Source organism: Archangium sp., from assembly GCF_036277355.1.
Taxonomy (GTDB): Bacteria; Myxococcota; Myxococcia; order Myxococcales; family Myxococcaceae; genus Archangium.
Window position 1 is genome coordinate 1 of record NZ_DASUNC010000050.1, and the last position, 18,503, is coordinate 18,503.

An 18,503-nucleotide genomic window follows, 5' to 3' on the forward strand; every position below is an offset into this window, starting at 1 on the left:
CCACGCGCTGGCGCTGGCCGCCCGATAGCTGCTTGGGCTTACGGTCCAGCAGGTGGGTGATGGCCAGCACCTCGGCCGCCTCGTTCACCAGCTTGTCCATGTCCGGCTTGGCCGTCTTGCGGATCTTCAGGCCGAACTCGAGGTTCTCGCGCACCGTCATGTGCGGGTAGAGCGCGTAGTTCTGGAACACCATCGCGATGTCACGGTCGCCCGGGGGCACCTCGTTGACGACGCGCTCGCCGATGCGGAGTTCGCCGTCGGAGATCTCCTCCAGGCCGGCGATCATCCGCAGCGCGGTGGACTTGCCACAGCCCGAGGGGCCCACCAGCACCATGAACTCGTGGTCGCGGATATCGAGGTTCAACCCCTCGATGACGGACACGTCTCCGTACCGCTTGGCGACATTCTTGAAAACGACTCCGGCCATCTCAGGCTCTCCCCACTCGGGATTGCATCCAGTTCATCGTGCCCGTCCCAGGATGCGAACGGACAGCGGCTCGACGGTGACGTCCATCGTCGGAGCAGCCGTGAGGCGGCTCCCGTCGAGCAGATCTTCCGCGTCCGCACCGCTCCAGGCCTCGGGCCAGGGGAAGGAAGCGGACGCCTTCTTCTCACCGCGGTTCACCGCCACCACCACCGCGTCACCCGACTCCGCGTCGTGGCGGAGGAAGGTGTAGACATCACCGTCGGTGGCGAGCCCCTTGTGGGTGCCACGGGAGAGCGCGGGGTGGGCCCGGCGCACGGTGATGAGCTTCTGGTAGAAGGCGCGCAGGGCCTCGTCGCGAGGCAGACCCGAGCCGGGCTGCACGGCGCGCGAGCCCCAGGGCATGTCGCCGCGGTTGGCGGGCCAGTCACCGCCGGGACGGCCCACCTCCTCGCCGTAGTAGATGACGGGGATACCGGAGGTGGTGAGCTGCAGCGCCGCCGCGAGCCGGAAGCGTGACGTGTCGCCCTTCAGCTGGAAGAGCAGGCCGGGCACGTCGTGCGAGGACAGGAAGTGCGACAGGTGGTAGCCCTTGCGCACCTTGTGCCGCGAGCGCAGGTAGGCATCGAAGGCCACGGTGCGGCCGCGCCCCAGCGCCCACGCGAGCGCGTTGCCCTGGAAGCCGAAGTCGAAGCCGGCATCCATCTCGTCGTTGACGAACCAGGGATCCAACGACTCGCGGTCCCCGCCCCACACCTCGCCGAGCAGGAAGAAGTCCTTGCCCAGCTCCTCGCGGGTGCGGCGGCGGTGCTCCTGCCAGAAGGGGTGGTCCACGTGCTTCACCGTGTCCAGGCGGAAGCCGTCCACGCCCGAGCGCTTGCCCCAGGCAATCTGCGCGTCGAGCAGGTACTTCGCCACCTCGGGCTGCTCCGTCTTGAAGTCGGGCAGGCCGGACACGCAGCTGGTCAGATCATCCTGGCCGCAGGTGCCCTTCTCCTCCGAGCGCAGCCAGCCCTTCGTCTCGGGGGCCTTGAGGTAGCGCGAGTTGTAGCCGGGGTGGTTGTAGACCACGTCCAGCAGCACGCGGATGCCGCGCTCGTGGCACGCGTCCACCAGCGCCTTGAAGTCCTGCTCGGTGCCGAAGCGCGGGTCGAGCTGGGTGAAGTCATCCGCCCAGTAGCCGTGGTAGCCCCAGTCCGGGAAGCCGGCGCCGGTGACGAAGCCGTCGATGTTCTTCACCACCGGGGTGATCCACAGCGCCGTCACGCCCAGGGAGGACAGCTCGTCGAGCTGCTCGCGCAGGCCCTTGAAGTCACCGCCGTGGAAGGCGCCCGGGGCCTTCTTGTCCACCTTGAGGTTGTTGGCGGCGTCGCCGTCGGCGAAGCGGTCCAGCACGACGAAGTAGAGGACCTCGTCGGCCCAGCGGCGTGCGGGCGCGGCGGGAGGGGCCACCGCGGCGGGCGCGGGAGCAGCAGCGGGCGCGGCCACCTCGGGCGCGGCCGGAGCGGACGCGCTCGTGCTCACCTCCGAGGTGGTCTCCCGGGGGGCCGGCGGCTGCGGGTGAGCGCAGCCCGCGAGCGCCAGCGGGAAGAGCAACAGGGAAGAGGCGAGTGGGTGACGAATGTTCGCGCGTCTGGTCCGGGGGCGACGAGGCGACGAATCAACCATTGCGCGGGACTTTTCCACACCCGCTTTCGAAAGTGAACCTCCCCACTCCGGATGTCACCAGACCCCCGTGAATCCACGAAGTTGCCCTGTCTCTTTTCACGTGAAGCGCGCGTGCCTGCACGCACCGTCCTGTCACGCGCGCATGACGGCGCAGATGCCACCGGATTACGGCGCACCGTGTCAATACGGGGTGGTGTTGGTGCGGTCCGGGAGCTGGAGGGGGTCGGCCTTGCCCACGTCCTCCACGACGATGATTTCACGGGCAATCATCTCGGTGTCGTTGTTGGCGAAGGAGGCGCGCACGGTGGAGCCGGGGGCCAGGTACTCGCGGCCAATCTGCTTGCCCTCCTGGTAGTAGCGCGTCTGCTCCGTGATGCGCAGGTAGCGGGGCCGGCCCCACTTGTCCTCGATGACGAGCACGTCCGAGTACTCACCGGTGACGGTGCCCTTCAGGGTGAAGCCGCGCTCGAGCGAGGAGGGATTCTTCGCGACGGAGCCCTCGGCGCCCGAGCCGCGCCGCATCGCCACGGTGCTGTCCGTCCTGCACCCCGCCAGCACCACCGCGCCCACCAGGGCGCCCCAGACGATTCGCCTCATGCCCGCCTGCCCCCTCGGGGCGCACGAAGGGGCGCCCCAGGGTGGAAGGTGGAGAGGGCCGCCGGGGGCGGCAAGCAAACGCGGGAGGAACGGCTGCCCGGCCGCCCTACACGCCGAGGCGGGTGAGCAGCGCCCTGGAGCTGTCGCGCTCGAGCACCAGCAGCACCTGGCCGGACACGGAGGGCGCGCCCACGGCGGAGAAGCGCGTCTCCAGCACCACCATGCGATCGCCGCCCTGCGCCTCCGTCACCGCGCGCGACACCACCAGGCCCGCCGGGCCGCGCACCAGCTCCGGCACGGTGGGCAGCAGCCGCCAGCCCGTCAGCGTCCCGATGGCGGACAGGCACGCGCTGGCCACGATGTTGGCCGCTTCCGACAGCGCGCTCTCGCGCTCCTCGGCCGGCGCGTCCTGGCGCCGCAGCAGCAGGGCCTCCAGGGCGGCGCTGTCCTCGCGGGGCAGCACCAGCAGCAGCACGCCGCGCAGTTGGCCCTCCATGCCCAGCTTCGCCGCCACCACGGGGGCCTCGGCGCCGCCCAGCAGCTCGGCCACGTCCGCGGCGGAGGCCAGCACGGCGCGGGGCACGGACAGGTTCACCGTGCGGCCCCCCACCAGCCGCGCGAGCGCGTTGACGGCGTGCCCGCAGCCGATGTTGGCCACCTCGCGCAGGGCGTCCAGCTGAATGTCGCTCGGAGAAGGGCTCACGCGGACAGTAACCTCGGCACGTCCAGGATGAAGACCGGGCGGCCACTTCCCAGGATGGTCACTCCCGAGAGGCCCGGCAGCAAGTCCAGGGGCCGGGACAGCGGTTTGAGCACCGCCTCTTCCTGCCCCACCAATCGGTCCACCGCGAGCGCGACCCGTCCCGCGTCCCCTTCCATCACCACGAAGGGCCGGACGCCCTTGCGCGGCGGCGCCTGGACGCCGGTCAGCTCATCCAGTCCGTACACGGGCAGCAGCCCCTGCCCGTGCGGCAGCAGCGGCATCTCCCGGCTGCGCTCCAGCTTCTCGCTGTCCGCTTCCATGGCGCCCACCACCTTGGCGATGGGCAGGCCGAACACCTCGTCGCCCACGGCCACCAGCAGCAGGTGCACCACCGCCACCGTCAGCGGCAGCCGTAGCGTGAAGCGCGTCCCGCGCCCCAGCTCGCTCTCGATTTCGAGCGTCCCGCCCACGTTCTCCACCACGCGCTTCACCGCGTCCATGCCCACGCCGCGGCCGGAGATCTCCGACACGTCCTGGGCGGTGGACACGCCCGGCAGGCACGCGAGCATGAAGGCCTCGCGGTCCGTCATCCGCGCCGCGGCCTCCGCGCTGAGGGCGCCGCGAGCCACCGCCGCCGCCTTCAGCTTCGCCGCGTTCATGCCGCGGCCGTCGTCCTCCATCTCCACCACGACGCGGTCGCGCCCGCGGCGCACCGACACCAGCACGCGGCCGCGCGCGCCCTTGCCCGCCGCCACGCGCTCCTCCGGCGTCTCCAGGCCGTGGTCGATGCAGTTGCGCAGCAGGTGCAGCAGCGGATCCGCCAGCTCGTCGAGGATGGCCCGGTCCAGCTCGATCTCCGCGCCGGTGATGACCAGGTCCACCTCGCGCTCGCGGCGCCGGGCGATGTCGCGGGCGGCGCGGGGCAGCCGGTCGGTGATGAGCGACAGCGGCGTCATGCGCGCGCTCATCACCTTGTCGTGCAGGTCCTTCACCAGCGTGTGCAGCCGGTAGACGCCCTCCTCGATGGGGGGGCGCGAATTCTCCGGCAGCACCTTGCCCAGCTCGCGCAGGCGCGCGGTGGCCAGCAGCAGCTCGCCCACGGTGTCGAGGAAGTAGTCCAGCAGCTCCGTGCGCACGCGCACCGTGCGCGCCGTCGCGTCCGCGCCGGTGGGAGCGCGCGGGGCCTCGGCCTGCGAGGGGGCGGGAGCGGGCAGGGGCGGCGGCGCCACCACGGCCGGCTTGAGCGAGACGAGCTCCACCTCCGCCACGTTGCGCAGCGCCTTGCGGATGCCCTCCTCGCCCTCGGCCGTCTCCAGCTCCACCTGGATGTGGCCCTCGGGGATGCGGCCGGCCTTCAGGTCCTCCAGCGGGGGCTGCAGGCCGTGCAGGGTGCCCAGGCCCGTGAGCCGCTTGTGCACCAGGAAGGCGCGCACGCCCGGCGTCTGGCAGGTGGGGGCGATGCGCAGCCGGACCGCCCAGCGCTTCGCCGTCTTCGCGGCCCCCTCCTCGGGCGGAGGGAGCACGGCGGCCACCCGGGCCTCGGCGGCGGGCTCGGGTGCCGGGGGAGGCTCCGCGGCAGGAGGTGGCGGCGGCGGGGCCTCGACGGCCTCGGGGAGCACGCGCGCGGCGGCGGTGAACGGAGCGGGCGCGGCGGGCGGGGGCGAAAGGGGCCTCGCCTGATGGATGACCCGCGTGGCGCTGGGCGTGCGGCCGGTGACGAGGCACACCTTGTCCGCGAGCTGGCCGAGCAGGGCCGAGGCGTCATCCGTCGGCCTGCTCTCCGCCACGGCCCGCACCTGGTCGAGCATCTTGTCGGTGGCCGACAGCAGCAGGTCCACCAGCGAGCGCTCCAGCTTGGTGGGATCCTGGCGGATGGCGTCCACCAGGTCTTCCACGCGGTGGGCCACCACGGCGATGGACTCGAAGCCCATGGACGAGGCCATGCCCTTCACCGAGTGGGCGTGGCGGAACATGGAGTCCACCACGGCGGGGGCCCCCTCGCGCTCCAGCTGCACGAGATCCCTGCCCAGCCCCTCCAGGTGCTCGCTCGCCTCGGTCAGGAACAGGCCGAGGTAGCGGGACATGTCCATCGTCATGTCCGGCCTCGGTGGCGCACGACAGCTCTCCGGGACGGGGCGCTAGCCCTCGCCCAATACCTTCTTCACGACGGCCAGCACGTCCTCGGCCCGGAACGGCTTCACGATGAAGTCCGAGGCGCCCGCCTCGATGGCCTCCATCACCAGGCTCTCCTGGCCCAGCGCCGAGCACATGATGACGACCGCGTTGGCGTCATACTTGATGATCTCCCGCGTGGCCTCGATGCCGCTCTTGAACGGCATGACGATGTCCATCGTGGTGAGATCCGGCTTCAGATCCTTGTACTTCTCCACGGCCTCCAGTCCGTTGGCCGCCTCTCCGACGACCTCGAAGCCGCCGGACGCGAAGATGTCCTTGATCATGTTGCGCATGAAGATGGCATCGTCGACGACCAGCACCCGCTTAGCCATGTGCAGCTCCGCCTCCGCGAAAGGCCCCGAGAGGGCCGCGGACACTACCATCCGCCCATTTCAGGCGGCTACTCACTTCTGTTGAGTCGCGGTGAAGAGTCCAACCACCGCGGAATCCAGTCCCTCTGGATCCAACACCGTCACCGCCATGCCCCGCAAGCGAGCCACGCCTCGCACCGCCGGTACCGACTTGCCCGGAGCGGCGCTCACCCGCTCCACCGCCTCGATTCCATCCACATCCGTCACCAACAGGCCGATATCCCGCCGTCCCCGCTCCAACAACACCACCCGGCCCGGTGGGGTGGGCCCATCCGGCAGGCCCAACAACTGGCGCAGCTCCACCACCGTCACCACCCGCCCGCGCAGGTTCATCACCCCCGTCACCGCCGATGGCGCCCGGGGCACCCGCGTGAAGCGCTCCGGAGGCACCACCACTTCCTTCACCGCCGCCAGCGGGAGCCCGTAGCGCTCCTTCTCCACCCGGAAGATGACGTGCCGCACAGAGCCGACTTTCTATCAGCAAGCCAGGGGTTCGGGGAAATTCGTGGAGAAAAGGTTTCCGGCTGGCGGACACTCAGGCGTTCAGGCGGAAGCTGCGCACCACGCTCTGCAGCTCGATGGAGAGGTTGGTCAGCTCGCTGGCCAGCGAAGTCATCCGCACCATGGCGTCCGTCTGATCCTGGATGACGGCCTGGATGGCCTCGGTGGAGGCGGCGTTGTTGCGGGCCACCAGGGAGATCTCCTCGGTGGCGTTGACCATCTCCTGGCTGCCCTTGAGCTGCTCGCGGGCGCTCTCGGAGATGAGGTGCACCTTCTCGGCCACCTTGCGCACGGTGTCGGTGATGGCGCTCATGGAGCGGACGATGCCGGTGATGTCCTCACGGCCCTCGGCCAGCTCCTCGATGCCCTCCTTCATGGCGCTCACCACGGAGGTGGACTGGCCGGAGATGTCGCGCGCCAGCCGGGAGATCTGCTCGGCGGAGCGGCCCGCGCTCTCGGCCAGCTTGCGCACCTCGTCGGCCACCACGGCGAACCCGCGGCCGTACTCGCCCGCGCGCGCCGCCTCGATGGTGGCGTTGAGCGCCAGCAGGTTCGTCTGCTGCGCCACCTGGGTGATGGCGTCGACGATCTTCGAGATTTCCTGCGTCTTCTCGCCGAAGGCGAACACCTGCTGGCTCGCGGCTTCAATCCGGTTGAAGACCTTCTTCACCTTCTCGCCGGCCAGGAGCGCGGCCTTGCTGCCGTTCTCGGCGGCGCTGCTCGTCTCGGCGGCGGTGCGGGCGGCGTCCTCGGCGCTGGCCGCGGTGCGCTGGATGCTGCCGGCCATCTCCGTAATCACCTTGGACGTCTTGCCGACGAGCTGCGACTGCGTCTCGGCGCCCTGGGCGATCTTGTCCATGGACAAGCCCACCTCTTCGTTGGTCGCGTTGACGTTCTCGGCCGAGCCCTGCAGGTCCTTGGCGGTGTCGGCCACGCTCTTGGCGGTGTCTTGAATCTTGCCCACCAGCTCGCGCAGGTTCTCCTGCATGCGGCGGATGGCCATGGCCAGCTCGTCGATCTCATCACGGCGCAGGGCGCGCGGCGGCTCGACGACGAGCGGCTTGGAGAGATCGCCCTGGGAGATCTCGAAGGCCGAGCGCGACAGCACGCGCACGCGCGTCACGCGGGCCAGGTAGCGCGGGAGGATCAACGCCAGCCCGAGCGTGAGGCCCAGCGCCATGCCGATGCGCCAGTAGAAGTCCAGCAGCGTCTCGGAGATGAGGAGCGCCGCCGTCAGCACGCAGCCCATCATCAAGTAGCCGGTGAGGATCTTCAGCTGCAGGGAGACCTCGTGTCCCCCGGTGCCGGGCTGCTCGACGGTACGGAGCAGCCGCTGCACGGGATCACGGCGGGGAGTGAGGCCTGGGGATGGATCGTCGCGGAGAGGGCGGCGCACGGTTTCGCTTTTCCGGGGGACAGCGACAGCGGTGTACGGGTTTAGCCCTCTCGTCCGGAACGGTCAATCCGCCCGCCCCCCCGGAAGTGGTCGAAGCCAGCTTGCAGGCGCAGGCTCCGCCCGGATGCGTCACGGATGTGTCCCGCTCCGCCCCGGGTGAGCCGGCCGATGCGTGTGACAGGCTCCTTCACTCGGAGACAGGCCTGTTCGAAGGCGGGGGTGCGCTCAGGTGGGACGGCGAGGAGCAGCTCGTAGTCCTCGCCGCCCGCGAGTGCTCCCTCGGTGCCCAGGGAGGCACGGACGGCCCGGGAGAGGGGCAGGCGCTCGAGCTCCAGCTCGGCGCTCACGCGCGAGGCGGTGCACAGGTGCCCGAGGTCCTGCGCGAGGCCATCGGAGATGTCCAGCCCCGCCGAGGCGAAGCGCGCGGCGAGCCGGCCCAGCGCCACCCTCGGTATCGGGCGCTTCTGGCGGAGGATGGGCGCGGAGCGGCGCGCGCCGGACAGCAGTTGCTGGAGGCCCAGCCGCGCGTCTCCGAGTGTGCCCGAGATGTAGAGCACGTCCCCGGGCCGGCCTCCCGCGCGGGTGATGGGCGCGGTGCCCGGAAGGAGCTCACCCGCGGCGGTGATGGTGATGGAGAGCTCGCGCGCCGAGGTGAAGTTGCCGCCCACCAGCGCGATGGCGTGCTCGCGGGCGAGTGCGCTCATGCCCCTCGCGATGCCGGTCAGGTCCCGGCGCGGGAAGTCCCGGGGCAAGGCGAGCGCGCAGACGAACCAGCGGGGGATCGCGCCCATCGACGCGAGGTCCGACAGGTTCACCGCCAGCGCCTTGTGGCCGATGTCCTCGGGGGAGAACCAGGCCCGCTTGAAGTGCACGTCCTCCACCACCGCGTCCGTGGTGATGCACTGCGCTCCCTTCGAGGGGGAGAGCACGGCGCAGTCGTCGCCCGGGCCCACGGGCACTCGCGCCCTGGGGAAGTGGGAGAGGAAGAGGTCGATGAGGGTGAATTCGCCCGCGGCCTGTTTGCTCACATTCATCCTCTAACGGCGCCTGCCTCTCTCCTCCTTCTTACTCTCTGCCCCACTTGTTCCAGTGTCGAGGCCCGCGAAGCTCCGGGCCCGCGCCAGCGCCCTGTTGATCTCCTCCCGCAGTGCTGGATGATACTTCCGGCCACGAGTCCGCCGCTCGACGTCGGCGATGAGGTCTGCCGCCTTGCGCCTCCCGGCACGAGAGCCCTTGGAGGCCTTGGCCGACAGGACACATGCCAAGAGCTGGCGGTCCATTGTGGAGTAGCCGAGTCGTTCCAACCGCCGCAGGTACGGCGAAAACAAGCGCCAGGGTCCATCACTGGTCGCCATGATGAGGTCCTCGGCGACCCGTCTCCGGACTTCCCGCTGCTCCAAGGCGGAGTGTGCCTCCTTGAGACGGCGCCTCTCGAACTGCTTGTATGCCCGGATTTTCTCAGCGGCGGATGCGTCTCGCAGCGAGAGGAAGAGACGATCCCGCTCTTGTCCCCATCGTAGCGACCTCTCCTGCTCAGCCTTCGTCAGCTTCCGGGGCATGGCACCCGCACTCCGTTCCAGGTGTAGATGGCCTCTGGCCAGAAGCCATTGGAAACGCAATACGCCATGCAGCTTCCACAGATGGATTGGTCGTAGACGCGCCCCGGCTGACTGTCGCCACCCGCCTCCACACACCTTTCGTAGTAGTCGGTACAGCGTTGCTTTGTGTCCTCATCCGCCTCGTGCGATTCGCTCTTGGTGGACGCCTGCTCCGTGTCGAGCGGTGGAACAGGCCCGGGACCCGGTGGTCTTGGAGGCTTGGGCTTCTCGGGCACCTTGGGCGTCTTGGGCGTCGCTCCCAGTTGCTCGCAGGCCGCTTTCACGCCGTTCTTGCATAAACAATCCAGCGTGCTCGCACAGCCCGGCCCTGGTCCCGGTCCCACGGACTGCTGCAGTTGCCGGTGGCCACCAGCGCATCCAGCGAAGCAGAGGCATATCAGCGCCACCCATCTGGACGAGTGCATGCCCGCATCCTACCTGCGACTGCCCTGTCTACAGGCAACGGCACGCAGGAGGATCCGTTCACATTCGTCCAGTCCAGCACGGGCGCCGGGCCGGCGCCTACGCGGCCCGCCCGTAGCGCTCGTAGACGTGTTGGAAGACGGCTCCCGCCTTCGCCTTGAAGACGTCCGGCGTGTAAACGCGGGGGAGTCCTTCGTCGAGCGCATCCTCGATGGCGTTGCGCACGCGGGCGCGGGACTGGGCGGTCTTCTGCCAGTCCACCGTGAGGATGCCGCGGAGCCTCGCGAGGAGGTGGCGGGCAACCTTTTTCACCTCGTTGCGCTCCTCTGCCGACAGCTCGGGGCCAGGGCGGGTGAGCAGGTCGAGCACCACGAGTTCCTCCTCTGAGAGCTGCTCGCGCACGTGCCGGGCTTCCTCGTCGGTGAGTGCACGGCTCAGCTCCAGCAGTTCCAGGAAGAGCTGCTCGATCTGCGTCGAGCCCGCGTTGTAGGCCTCGATGAGCGTCTCGAACTTCTCGCGGAAGTCCACGCGGGTCTCGTTGGCGGCGATGAGCCGGTCGAGCTGGGCACGGATCGCCGCCTTGAGGCGCTCGAGGTCCAGGTTCTTCGTCTTCGAGCCCTTGAACCTCGCGGCGAGCGCCTTGAAGTCGATGCGCGAGAGGTCGATCGCGGGCGGGCCATCCTTCACCATCTCCACGCCCTCTACCGACTGGTCGAGTACCTCGCCGATGCGCATCAGCACCCCGCTGAGGTCGGCCTTCTCGGGCGCGGTCACCTCCCGGATCCGCTCGGAGAGCGCGGTCACGGTCGCCATGCGGACGGCGAATTCGGAGGCTCGCTTGTGTGGCTTGATGGCGGCGTAGAGCCGCTCGGCCAGACGGGCCTGCGCGAGATACGCCTTGCGGCGCGCGTCCGGCGCCAGCAGCGTGTTCGCCGCCTCGCCCACCAGCGTGAGCCGGTCGAGCGCTTTCGTACTCGCCTCGATGGCGGCGAGCTTCACCCCGGCCGAGGTGCAGAATCCGTCGAGCTCCGAGAGAACCGTGCGCAGCTCGTCCACGAGCGTGTCCTTGTCACGCACGGGCGTGCGCGTGCCGCCCCCTGTGCCGTAGATGGCGAGAGCCTTCTCCAGCGACTCGAAGACGTTGGCGTAGTCCACGATGACGCCACTGTGCTTGCCCGGGTAGACACGGTTCGCGCGCGCGATGGTCTGCATCAGCGTGTGGTTACGCATCGGCTTGTCCAGGTAGACCGTGCTGCAACTCGGTGCGTCGAACCCCGTCAGCCACATGGCGCACACGAACACCAGCGAGAGCCGGTCGTCCGGGTCCTTGAATTTCTCGTCGAGCGGCGGCTGGGACTCCACCATCCGCTTGCGGTGCGGAACGATGTCCAGGCCGAGCTTCTTCATCTCCTCGACCTCGTTCTGCCCGGGAGAGACGATCACGGCCATGTCCACGGTCTCGAGCCCGCGAAGCCGTTCGACAAGGGGAGCACGTTCCTCCTCCGTCTGGTCGTAGCGGATCGCCGCCTTCACGCGCTCCTTCTCGGCCTCCCACTCGCGCTGGACCTTCTCGTAGGTGCGCAGCGCTGTGGCCTTGTCGATCGAGACGACCATCGCCTTCCCGTGGAACCCACGGCCCAGGAAGTGCCGCACGATGTCCCTGGCGATCGTGTCGAGCCGGTCGTCCCGTGTGATCAGGTGGTAGCGCTGGCCGAGGAGTTTCTGGAGACGCGCCTCGCTCTCTTCGTCGAGGTTCGCGTCGTCGATGACGTCGTAGATGTCGTCGTTGAGCGCCGGGTTCGTGAGCCTCAGCTCCGGTGTGCGGTTCTCGTAGAAGAGCGGGACCGTCGCGCCATCCTCGACCGACTGCTGGAAGTCGTAGATGCTCACGTAGTCGCCGAAGACCTCGCGGGTCCGCTCCTCGCCCGCGATGAGCGGCGTGCCCGTGAACGCGACGAAGAGCGCGTTCGGCAGCGCCGCTCGCATGTTCATCGCGAGCTGGTCGTACTGCGACCTGTGCGCCTCGTCGACGATGACGATCACATCGCGCCGGGGGTTGAGCTCCTCGCTCGTCTGGAACTTGTGGATCAGCGTGAAGACGTAGCGGTGGTTCTCTCCGAGCAACTGCCGCAGATGCGCGCCACTCGAGGCGTGGGACTTGGCCGTGTCCTCGACCGCGCCGCAAGCCGCGAACGTCTTGGCGATCTGATCGTCCAGCTCGACGCGGTCGGTGACGATCACGAAGGTCCAGTTTCCCGGGACCGTGCGCAGGATCTTCTGCGCGTAGAAGACCATCGAGAAGCTCTTGCCCGAGCCCTGGGTCTGCCAGAAGACACCCGCACGCCCGTGGCCCTCCTCGCGCGCGGTGAGCGTGGCCTGGATGGCGCTGTTCACTCCAAGGAATTGATGGTTCTGCCCAAGAATTTTCGCGAGCCCGCCCTTGTGCTCCGAGAAGAGCGTGAAGTTGCGCACGAGGTCGAGGAGCCGTTGCTTGTCACACGTGCCTCGGAGCAACACCTCGAGCGACACGCGGCGCGGCTCGCCTTCGCTCTCGATGCGCTTCCAATCGAAGAAGCGGCCCCAATCCGCCGTGAGCGAGCCGACCTTGGCCTCGGTACCGTTCGATGCGATGAGCAGCGCGTTGAAGGCGAAGAGCTGCGGCACACCGTTCTGCGGATGCTTGTAGCTCGTGAGGTTCTCGTCGAACGCCTGCCGCACCGGGATGCCTGGGCGCTTCAGCTCGATGACGGCCCAGGGCAGGCCGTTCACGAAGAGCACCACGTCGGGGATGCAGGTGTAGAGCGGCCCCTTGAGCGAGAGCTGCGAGACGGCGAGGAAGTCGTTCCCAGCGGGGTCCTTCTGCTCCCAGTCGATCACCCGCAGCGTGCGCGGCTCGTCCTGGCCGGTGCGCTCGTCCTTCACCGTGACCTTCACGCCCTCGGTGAGCAGCCGATGCACCTCGCGGTTGGCGGCGGCGAGTCCCATCGCGACGCGCTCGCGGAGCAACTCGTCGATCGCGAGGTCGATGGCGGCAACGGGAGTCCCCGGGTTGAGCCTGACGAGCGCGGCACGAAGCTGGGAGATGAGCGCCATTTCGCGCGGCGACTCGCGGCCGAACGTCCCGTTGGAGCCGAAGGTCTCCTCCGCTGCGGAGACAGTAGTCCAGCCGAGCGATGCGAGCACTTCCAGCGTCGCGCTTTCGACTAGCGCCTTTTCGGAGTAGGGATGCGAGGTCATGCAGCATCCTCCACGTACAGTTGGCCGGAGAGGAGGCGAGGGAGGAGCAGATCGCGCGTCCTACGGAGGTTGTGAACCCGGAAGACAAGGGAGTGATTGCAGGCGAGCCACGGTTCCACAAGCGCAGAGAACGATTCAAGAAGCGCTGGTGGTGGGAGGGCTACTGGGAAGTTCATCATCACATCCCAATTGGCACGCGGCATCTTCGCACCATTGGCAGTTGCGCTCGCATGCGCCACGAACTCGTCGCTCGAAACAAGGCAAGTCGTGAACGCACGGAGATACGGGGCCTTTGCCGAGATGACGAACGTATCGGCCGAACAGACACCTGAGAAAGGAGCCACGCTCACCTTGTGAAAGTATGGCCGGATCTTCCCGAAAAGAACCTCGCCGGGCTCGAACCGTAGCTTGTTAGACCCGAGTTCCGCAGTCTCATCCCACGCATCGAGCGCAAGAGAGCGCCGGGGAATGTGCTCGAGCCCGACGTAGCGGGTTGGCCCATCTTCCAAGGTACCTTTCGGAACGCCTCGGCGATTTTCACAAGCGATCCCGCCAGCGCGTTCGACTCGCCATCCCTTCGGAATCCGCCCGATTGGCGATTCAACGAGCGGCGTCTTTTCGTGGCCGGGGAAGCGGAAGAGCACGAACCACTCACGGAACAGGACTCGCGCCATCCCATCGAGCACACGGATGCGCTGCTCGCAATTCTCAATGAGGTCGTCGTACGCCGAGAGGATGTCCGCGATGTGTCGCTGAACTTTCAGCGGCGGGATGTTAACGAGCATCGCAGCGAGACGATCGATTTGGAGTCGCTTGGTTCCGTGCGCGGCTTCGTCGACGCGCCCAAGGATCTCGTACTCGTTCGCGCGCAGCCAATAATAGATGAAGAGGGGTAACACGAACTCGCGACATGCAACGGCCTTGATGTCTTGGTTGAATGCCACTGGCCGCATCGCGATCGACACGGGAAAACGATTGGCGAGAACCATGCTTCGAACGACAAAGAGTACCGTGCCCGTCGGCACCATACGCGTACCGTTTTCGACACCTTCCTGCGTCAGAAGATCATCTGTCGTGTAGATGCGCTCGCGCTTGAGGTCCTTCGAAGATACCCACGGGATGCTCCCTCCCCAGTACTCGTTTCGAGTTTTGCTGGGGGTGCCTCCAGAAAAAAGCGTGACGCACTCGCCGAACGGCACCTTCTGCCAAGCAGCTTCCTTCATGTCCCCACGATCTCCGCAGCGTTCTTCGATATTGTCTTCTCCAACTTCCTCGCCTCAGCGGTGAGCGTCTCAAACTCTTCGGTCAGCGTCTCGAACTGCGCCTTGAAGTCTTCATCACTCACTTCCTCGCCCGGAGCGACGCCAACATAGCGTCCGGGATTGAGGCTCCATCCCTGCGCTTCGATGTCGTTGATGCTCGCGACCTTGCAGAACCCGGGTACGTCCGCGTACTTCGGCTTCTTGCCGAAGATTTCGCGGAGTTTCTCGCTCGCCGCATCGCCGCCATAGTTGAGGTCCACATCCTCGCCGCGATAGAGGCGCACCACGTTCGCGATGAGGCCAATCTGCCCCTCGGTCCAGTCACGGTGCGCACGGTCGATTTGCCGATATATGTGCCGCGCGTCGAGGAAGAGCACCTTGTCTCGCCGGTCCTTCGGCTTGCCACGATCGAGGAACCACAGCGTGCACGGCAAGGTGACCGTGTAGAACATGTTCGAGCCGACTGAGACCATCACGTCCACGGCACGGGCCTCAATGAGTTGTTTCCGAAGCTCCAACTCCGACGTGCGCGCATCGGACGCCGAGTTCGCCATCACGAATCCCGCCCGCCCGGTTGCACTCAACGCGGCATAGAAGAGCTGGATCCAGAGGTAGTTCGCATTGTCCGGCTTTGGAATACCGAACGGGAACCGGCGGCCTGAGCCCACCGCGTCGCGGATGCGCTCCTTGTCCACGTTGTTGACGTTGAAGGGCGGGTTGGCGAGCACGAAGTCGAAACGCCCGACGAGGTTGTGCGGGTCGTCGTAGTAGCTGTTGATCTCGCCACCGTGCCGGATGTCCCCCTCGAGCCCGTGCACCGCGAGGTTCATGCGGCAGAGGCGACCGGTGTCATCCACCTTCTCGACACCATGGATGGAGAGCCCGCTTCCGCCATTCTTCTTGTGCTCGGCGACGAAGCGCGCGCTCTGCACGAACATGCCTCCAGAGCCACACGCGGGGTCCAGCACCCGCCCCTGGAACGGTTCCAGGAGCTCCACCAGGAGCCGGACGATCGCCGTCGGCGTGTAGAACTCGCCACCGCCCTGGCCCTCGGTCATGGCGAACTCGGCGAGGAAGTACTCGTAGATCTTCCCGAAGGTGTCGCCCTCGAGGTCCACGGGAATGGTGGAGAAGGTCTTCAGAAGCTCCTTCAGGATGCGCGCGTTGAACACCTGATAGGTCTTCGGAAGCACGCCGGAGAGCTGCGGGTTCTCACGCTCGATGGCGCGCATCGCATCGTCCACGGCCTGACCGAGGGATTTCCCGTTCTTGCCACCCTCGGGGTACTCCAGCAGACCTCCGAAGCGGGCTTCGGGCGGGAGGAAGAGCACTCCAGCCGCGTGGTAGCTCCCCGCGTCATCGACACGAGAGCCGCGCCGCCCGGTCGCGCTCTTCTCCAGCTCGGTCCGGCGCGCGGCGAACTTCGCATCGGCGAAGCGCAGGAAGATGAGCCCGAGCACGGGCTGGCTGTACTGCGCGGCGGTCAGTCCACTGTTGGCACGGAGTTCGTCGGCGGCGGTCCAGAGCCGCTTCTCCAACGTGGCGGTGGCGGTGTCCTTCGAGGCGGGTGCGATCCAGCGCATGGACGCATCTAGCCGGGTTTCCCGCGCCGTGCCAACGGCGGGTACGGGCCGAAACGGGATTGGGCAGGACACGGGCCCGACCCAGGGCGTTCTCCCCCCTCTCCCAGACCCTGGCCCCAGAAATAGGGTGGAAGGGCACGAGCGGCTCCACTCCAGGGGTAAAGCTCAGGCTTCCTCGTCGGGCAGCAGGGCAAGGAGCAACTCGTCATCCGGGCCGGGCGGGCGCCAGCCATGCGGCGGTGGCGAGGCCAGGAGCGCATCGCCGACCTGCTCGACGCGCTTCTCATGGGTTTCCGGGGTGTAGGTACTCCAACGGGCGAGTGCATGAGCGACATCGAAGCGATTGGCTTCATCCAGCACGGCCGGCCAGCCATTCGGGAGATGCGCGGAGAGCTCGCGCACGAGTTGTCCGGAATACCGTGCTCCTTCATGTACTCCGCGACGACCTTGAGCGCGTGTTGAACTGGAGCGGGCGCTCGGCCGAGCTACGGGAACGTCACGCCATCGAAGGACTCACTTCCGCCGCCCGCCTCCTGGCTCCACAGTTTCAGGGTGAAGCTGCCGCGCGCCTCCTCCACCGTCATCTCCACCTCCACCCCGATGCGGCCTGGCGTCCCCGGGACAAGGGGCTCCCGCTGCCACACGCCGAGCACCTTCCACTCCACCCCCTCGGGCCCCACCAGCACCGCCCCCGCCAGCGTCCAGGGGGTGTTCCCGTTGTTCTTCAACTCCAATTCAGCGGCCAGCCGCACCACCTTTCGCCCGTCCTCCATGCGTGCGGTGGCGGAGCGGTAGCTGCGTGCCTTGCTGCTGGTGAGCGTGTTGCCCGGGAGCGAGGTGACGCTCTTGCCGATGTCCTTGCTGTCGATACCGTCCGCACCCAGCAGCCCCTGCGCCAGGAGCCCCAGCAGCCCCACCTGCCCACTGCACCGCGCCTCCAGTCGCGCCTTGTCCTCCCGGCACTGTCGAGCTTCCGCCCGCGCCTGCTGCTCGCCCTCGCTGCGGGAGGCGGGCGGGCGTGGCTGGCGTGTCACCTCCACCTGCCGCGCGGCCTCGGAGTGGTGCACCACCAGGAGGAAGTGGACGCTTGTCGGAGCCGCGCCGTCCTGGAAGGAGACCGCCATGGGCACGCGATCTGCCTGCGTGAGCGCCCGCGTGGGCACGAGCGCCAGCCCCGTCTCCCCCTCCATCACCTGGAAACGCTCCCGCCCGGCCAGTTCCACGCGCCCCACTTTCGTGTCGAAGAGGAAGCTGGTGGAGAGCCCCGGGTGGATGCACACCGCGTGCACCTCACCCTGCGTGTCTCCCGTCAGCTCCAGGTGGCTCGTCTCCGACACACAGCCAGATGGCGCGGACAGTGCCGGGGCGTCCAGGGGGGCAGCGAGCAACACGAGTCGCAACAGGGCAGCGGAGGACAGCACGGGCATGGACGGGGGTCTCCCGAGGACGTGGACAGGACCGCGGAAGTGGGGCTCTACCATACCTCCTGCCCGGTGGTGTCCGGCCCACCGCCGTCCCACTTCGCGGACGCCCCTACTTGAAGCGGTCCACCACCCGCACCACCGCAATGGGGCTCACCATCATCTTCCCTGGAGCGCTGCCGGGCTCAAGCTCGATGCCAACCTTGTCACTGCTGTCCAGCAACTCCAGGCACACCGGGTACGTCACCCCGTTGGGCGTGCGCGCCTCGGTGAAGCGGCCGTACACCCGCCCCTCCTTGACGTAGAGCCGCCCGGAGACCCGGGTGTTGTCCGGCAGCGCGAAGCGTCCGCCATAGCCATGGAGATCGGCTCCCGCCATCCAGTGACCGAACAGGTACACGGGGGTGTTCTCGTCCACGCGCACGGGCCTGCCGCGTACGTCGCTCCATTGCACGGTCTTCATTTCTCCCAGGCTGAAGCCGAGCGTGCCTTTCATGGTCTCCAAGGCCCCGGCGGGGCAGGACTGGGGCGGCGGGGCGGGGCGCTCGGACGGCACCTGCTGCGGGGCGCCCATGCAGGCCTGCAAGGCGGCGCCAGTGAGGCCAAGACACGCATGGCGCACGGCCGCTCCCCGGCGCTTGGGGGCGGCTTCGGGCTGGGGGCCGGGGGTTGTCTGCTGCGGTTGCTTCACGGGAGCACTGTCCTTTCGGGGCGCCTCGGCGGGAGGCGCGGCCACGGCCCGCATAGGTTCCGGCGCGGGCCCTCCCGGCGCCATTTCCTGGCCAGGGGTGAGCCACCACGCCCCCACCGCCACGGCCAACCCCACGCCCACCGCCGCCAACAGCCGGCCCCAGCGTCCCCAGGGCTTCACCGGGCGCCGCCGCTCCGGGTGCAGCACCTGCTTCCAGTCCACGTCCGTGCGGGCCCTCACCTCCTCCAGCGCCGCGTGCAGTGCCACCGCGCCCGGGTAGCGCGCCTCGGGCGTCTTGGCCAGCAGCCGCAGGCACACCTCTTCCACCGCCCGCGGCACGTTCGGGTTGACGAGGTGCGGCGGCAGGGGCGTCTGGTGCAGCACCGCCTCCACGTCCTCGCCCCCGTGCTCGGCGGGCCGGAAGGGGAAGCGGCCCGTGAGCAGCCGGTAGAG

The 18,503-nt window shown here is 68.2% G+C and carries 14 protein-coding genes and 2 pseudogenes; all 16 read right to left on the reverse strand.

The genetic code is table 11. The annotated features are described in order from the left end of the window. Positions 1-427: ABC transporter ATP-binding protein (locus tag VFZ09_RS13360; protein WP_329727934.1), on the reverse strand; the 427-nt coding region annotated here is incomplete at its 3' end. 33 nt (positions 428-460) lie between these two features. Continuing rightward, entirely contained in the window at positions 461-1,948 is a 1,488-nt protein-coding gene (locus VFZ09_RS13365) for an alpha-amylase family glycosyl hydrolase (RefSeq protein WP_329727935.1), read from the reverse strand. 324 nt (positions 1,949-2,272) lie between these two features. After that, positions 2,273-2,689, reverse strand: coding sequence for a hypothetical protein (locus VFZ09_RS13370; protein WP_329727936.1), 417 nt, complete (start codon positions 2,687-2,689; stop codon positions 2,273-2,275). Between the two features lie 106 nt (positions 2,690-2,795). After that, complete coding sequence (locus VFZ09_RS13375; RefSeq protein WP_329727937.1) at positions 2,796-3,392, reverse strand: chemotaxis protein CheC; 597 nt, start codon at positions 3,390-3,392, stop codon at positions 2,796-2,798. Next, a complete protein-coding gene (locus VFZ09_RS13380; protein WP_329727938.1) occupies positions 3,389-5,488 on the reverse strand; it encodes a chemotaxis protein CheA in 2,100 nt (699 codons plus the stop codon). Before VFZ09_RS13380 ends, VFZ09_RS13375 begins: the two co-directional genes overlap by 4 nt. 42 nt (positions 5,489-5,530) lie before the next feature. Beyond that, positions 5,531-5,899, reverse strand: coding sequence for a response regulator (locus VFZ09_RS13385; RefSeq protein ID WP_043412942.1), 369 nt, complete (start codon positions 5,897-5,899; stop codon positions 5,531-5,533). A 72-nt stretch (positions 5,900-5,971) separates the two neighbouring features. After that, positions 5,972-6,400 (reverse strand): chemotaxis protein CheW, encoded by a 429-nt coding sequence (locus tag VFZ09_RS13390; protein ID WP_329727939.1) that lies wholly within the window; start codon positions 6,398-6,400, stop codon positions 5,972-5,974. Between the two features lie 73 nt (positions 6,401-6,473). Beyond that, positions 6,474-7,778, reverse strand: a complete 1,305-nt coding sequence (locus VFZ09_RS13395) for a methyl-accepting chemotaxis protein (RefSeq protein WP_414640699.1) — start codon at positions 7,776-7,778, stop codon at positions 6,474-6,476. Between the two features lie 98 nt (positions 7,779-7,876). Beyond that, the gene (gene thiL / locus VFZ09_RS13400) at positions 7,877-8,863 is read right to left on the reverse strand and encodes a thiamine-phosphate kinase (RefSeq protein ID WP_329727941.1); all 987 of its coding nucleotides are present in this window, start codon (positions 8,861-8,863) and stop codon (positions 7,877-7,879) included. A 9-nt stretch (positions 8,864-8,872) separates the two neighbouring features. Continuing rightward, complete coding sequence (locus tag VFZ09_RS13405) at positions 8,873-9,394, reverse strand: hypothetical protein (RefSeq protein ID WP_329727942.1); 522 nt, start codon at positions 9,392-9,394, stop codon at positions 8,873-8,875. A gap of 561 nt (positions 9,395-9,955) precedes the next feature. Beyond that, complete coding sequence (locus tag VFZ09_RS13410; protein ID WP_329727943.1) at positions 9,956-13,093, reverse strand: type I restriction endonuclease subunit R; 3,138 nt, start codon at positions 13,091-13,093, stop codon at positions 9,956-9,958. Next, positions 13,090-14,316, reverse strand: coding sequence for a restriction endonuclease subunit S (locus tag VFZ09_RS13415; RefSeq protein WP_329727944.1), 1,227 nt, complete (start codon positions 14,314-14,316; stop codon positions 13,090-13,092). Before VFZ09_RS13415 ends, VFZ09_RS13410 begins: the two co-directional genes overlap by 4 nt. After that, positions 14,313-15,938 carry a class I SAM-dependent DNA methyltransferase gene (locus VFZ09_RS13420; RefSeq protein ID WP_329727945.1) on the reverse strand — a complete coding sequence of 542 codons (1,626 nt, stop codon included), beginning with the start codon at positions 15,936-15,938 and terminating at the stop codon, positions 14,313-14,315. Before VFZ09_RS13420 ends, VFZ09_RS13415 begins: the two co-directional genes overlap by 4 nt. 165 nt (positions 15,939-16,103) lie before the next feature. Further along, positions 16,104-16,343, reverse strand: a pseudogene (locus tag VFZ09_RS13425) (NUDIX hydrolase); the annotation flags it as partial. Between the two features lie 80 nt (positions 16,344-16,423). Further along, positions 16,424-17,365: a DUF2381 family protein gene (locus VFZ09_RS13430; protein WP_329727946.1), complete on the reverse strand. Its 942-nt coding sequence runs from the start codon at positions 17,363-17,365 to the stop codon at positions 16,424-16,426. 106 nt (positions 17,366-17,471) lie between these two features. Continuing rightward, positions 17,472-18,503 (reverse strand): annotated as a pseudogene (locus VFZ09_RS13435) (hypothetical protein); the annotation flags it as partial.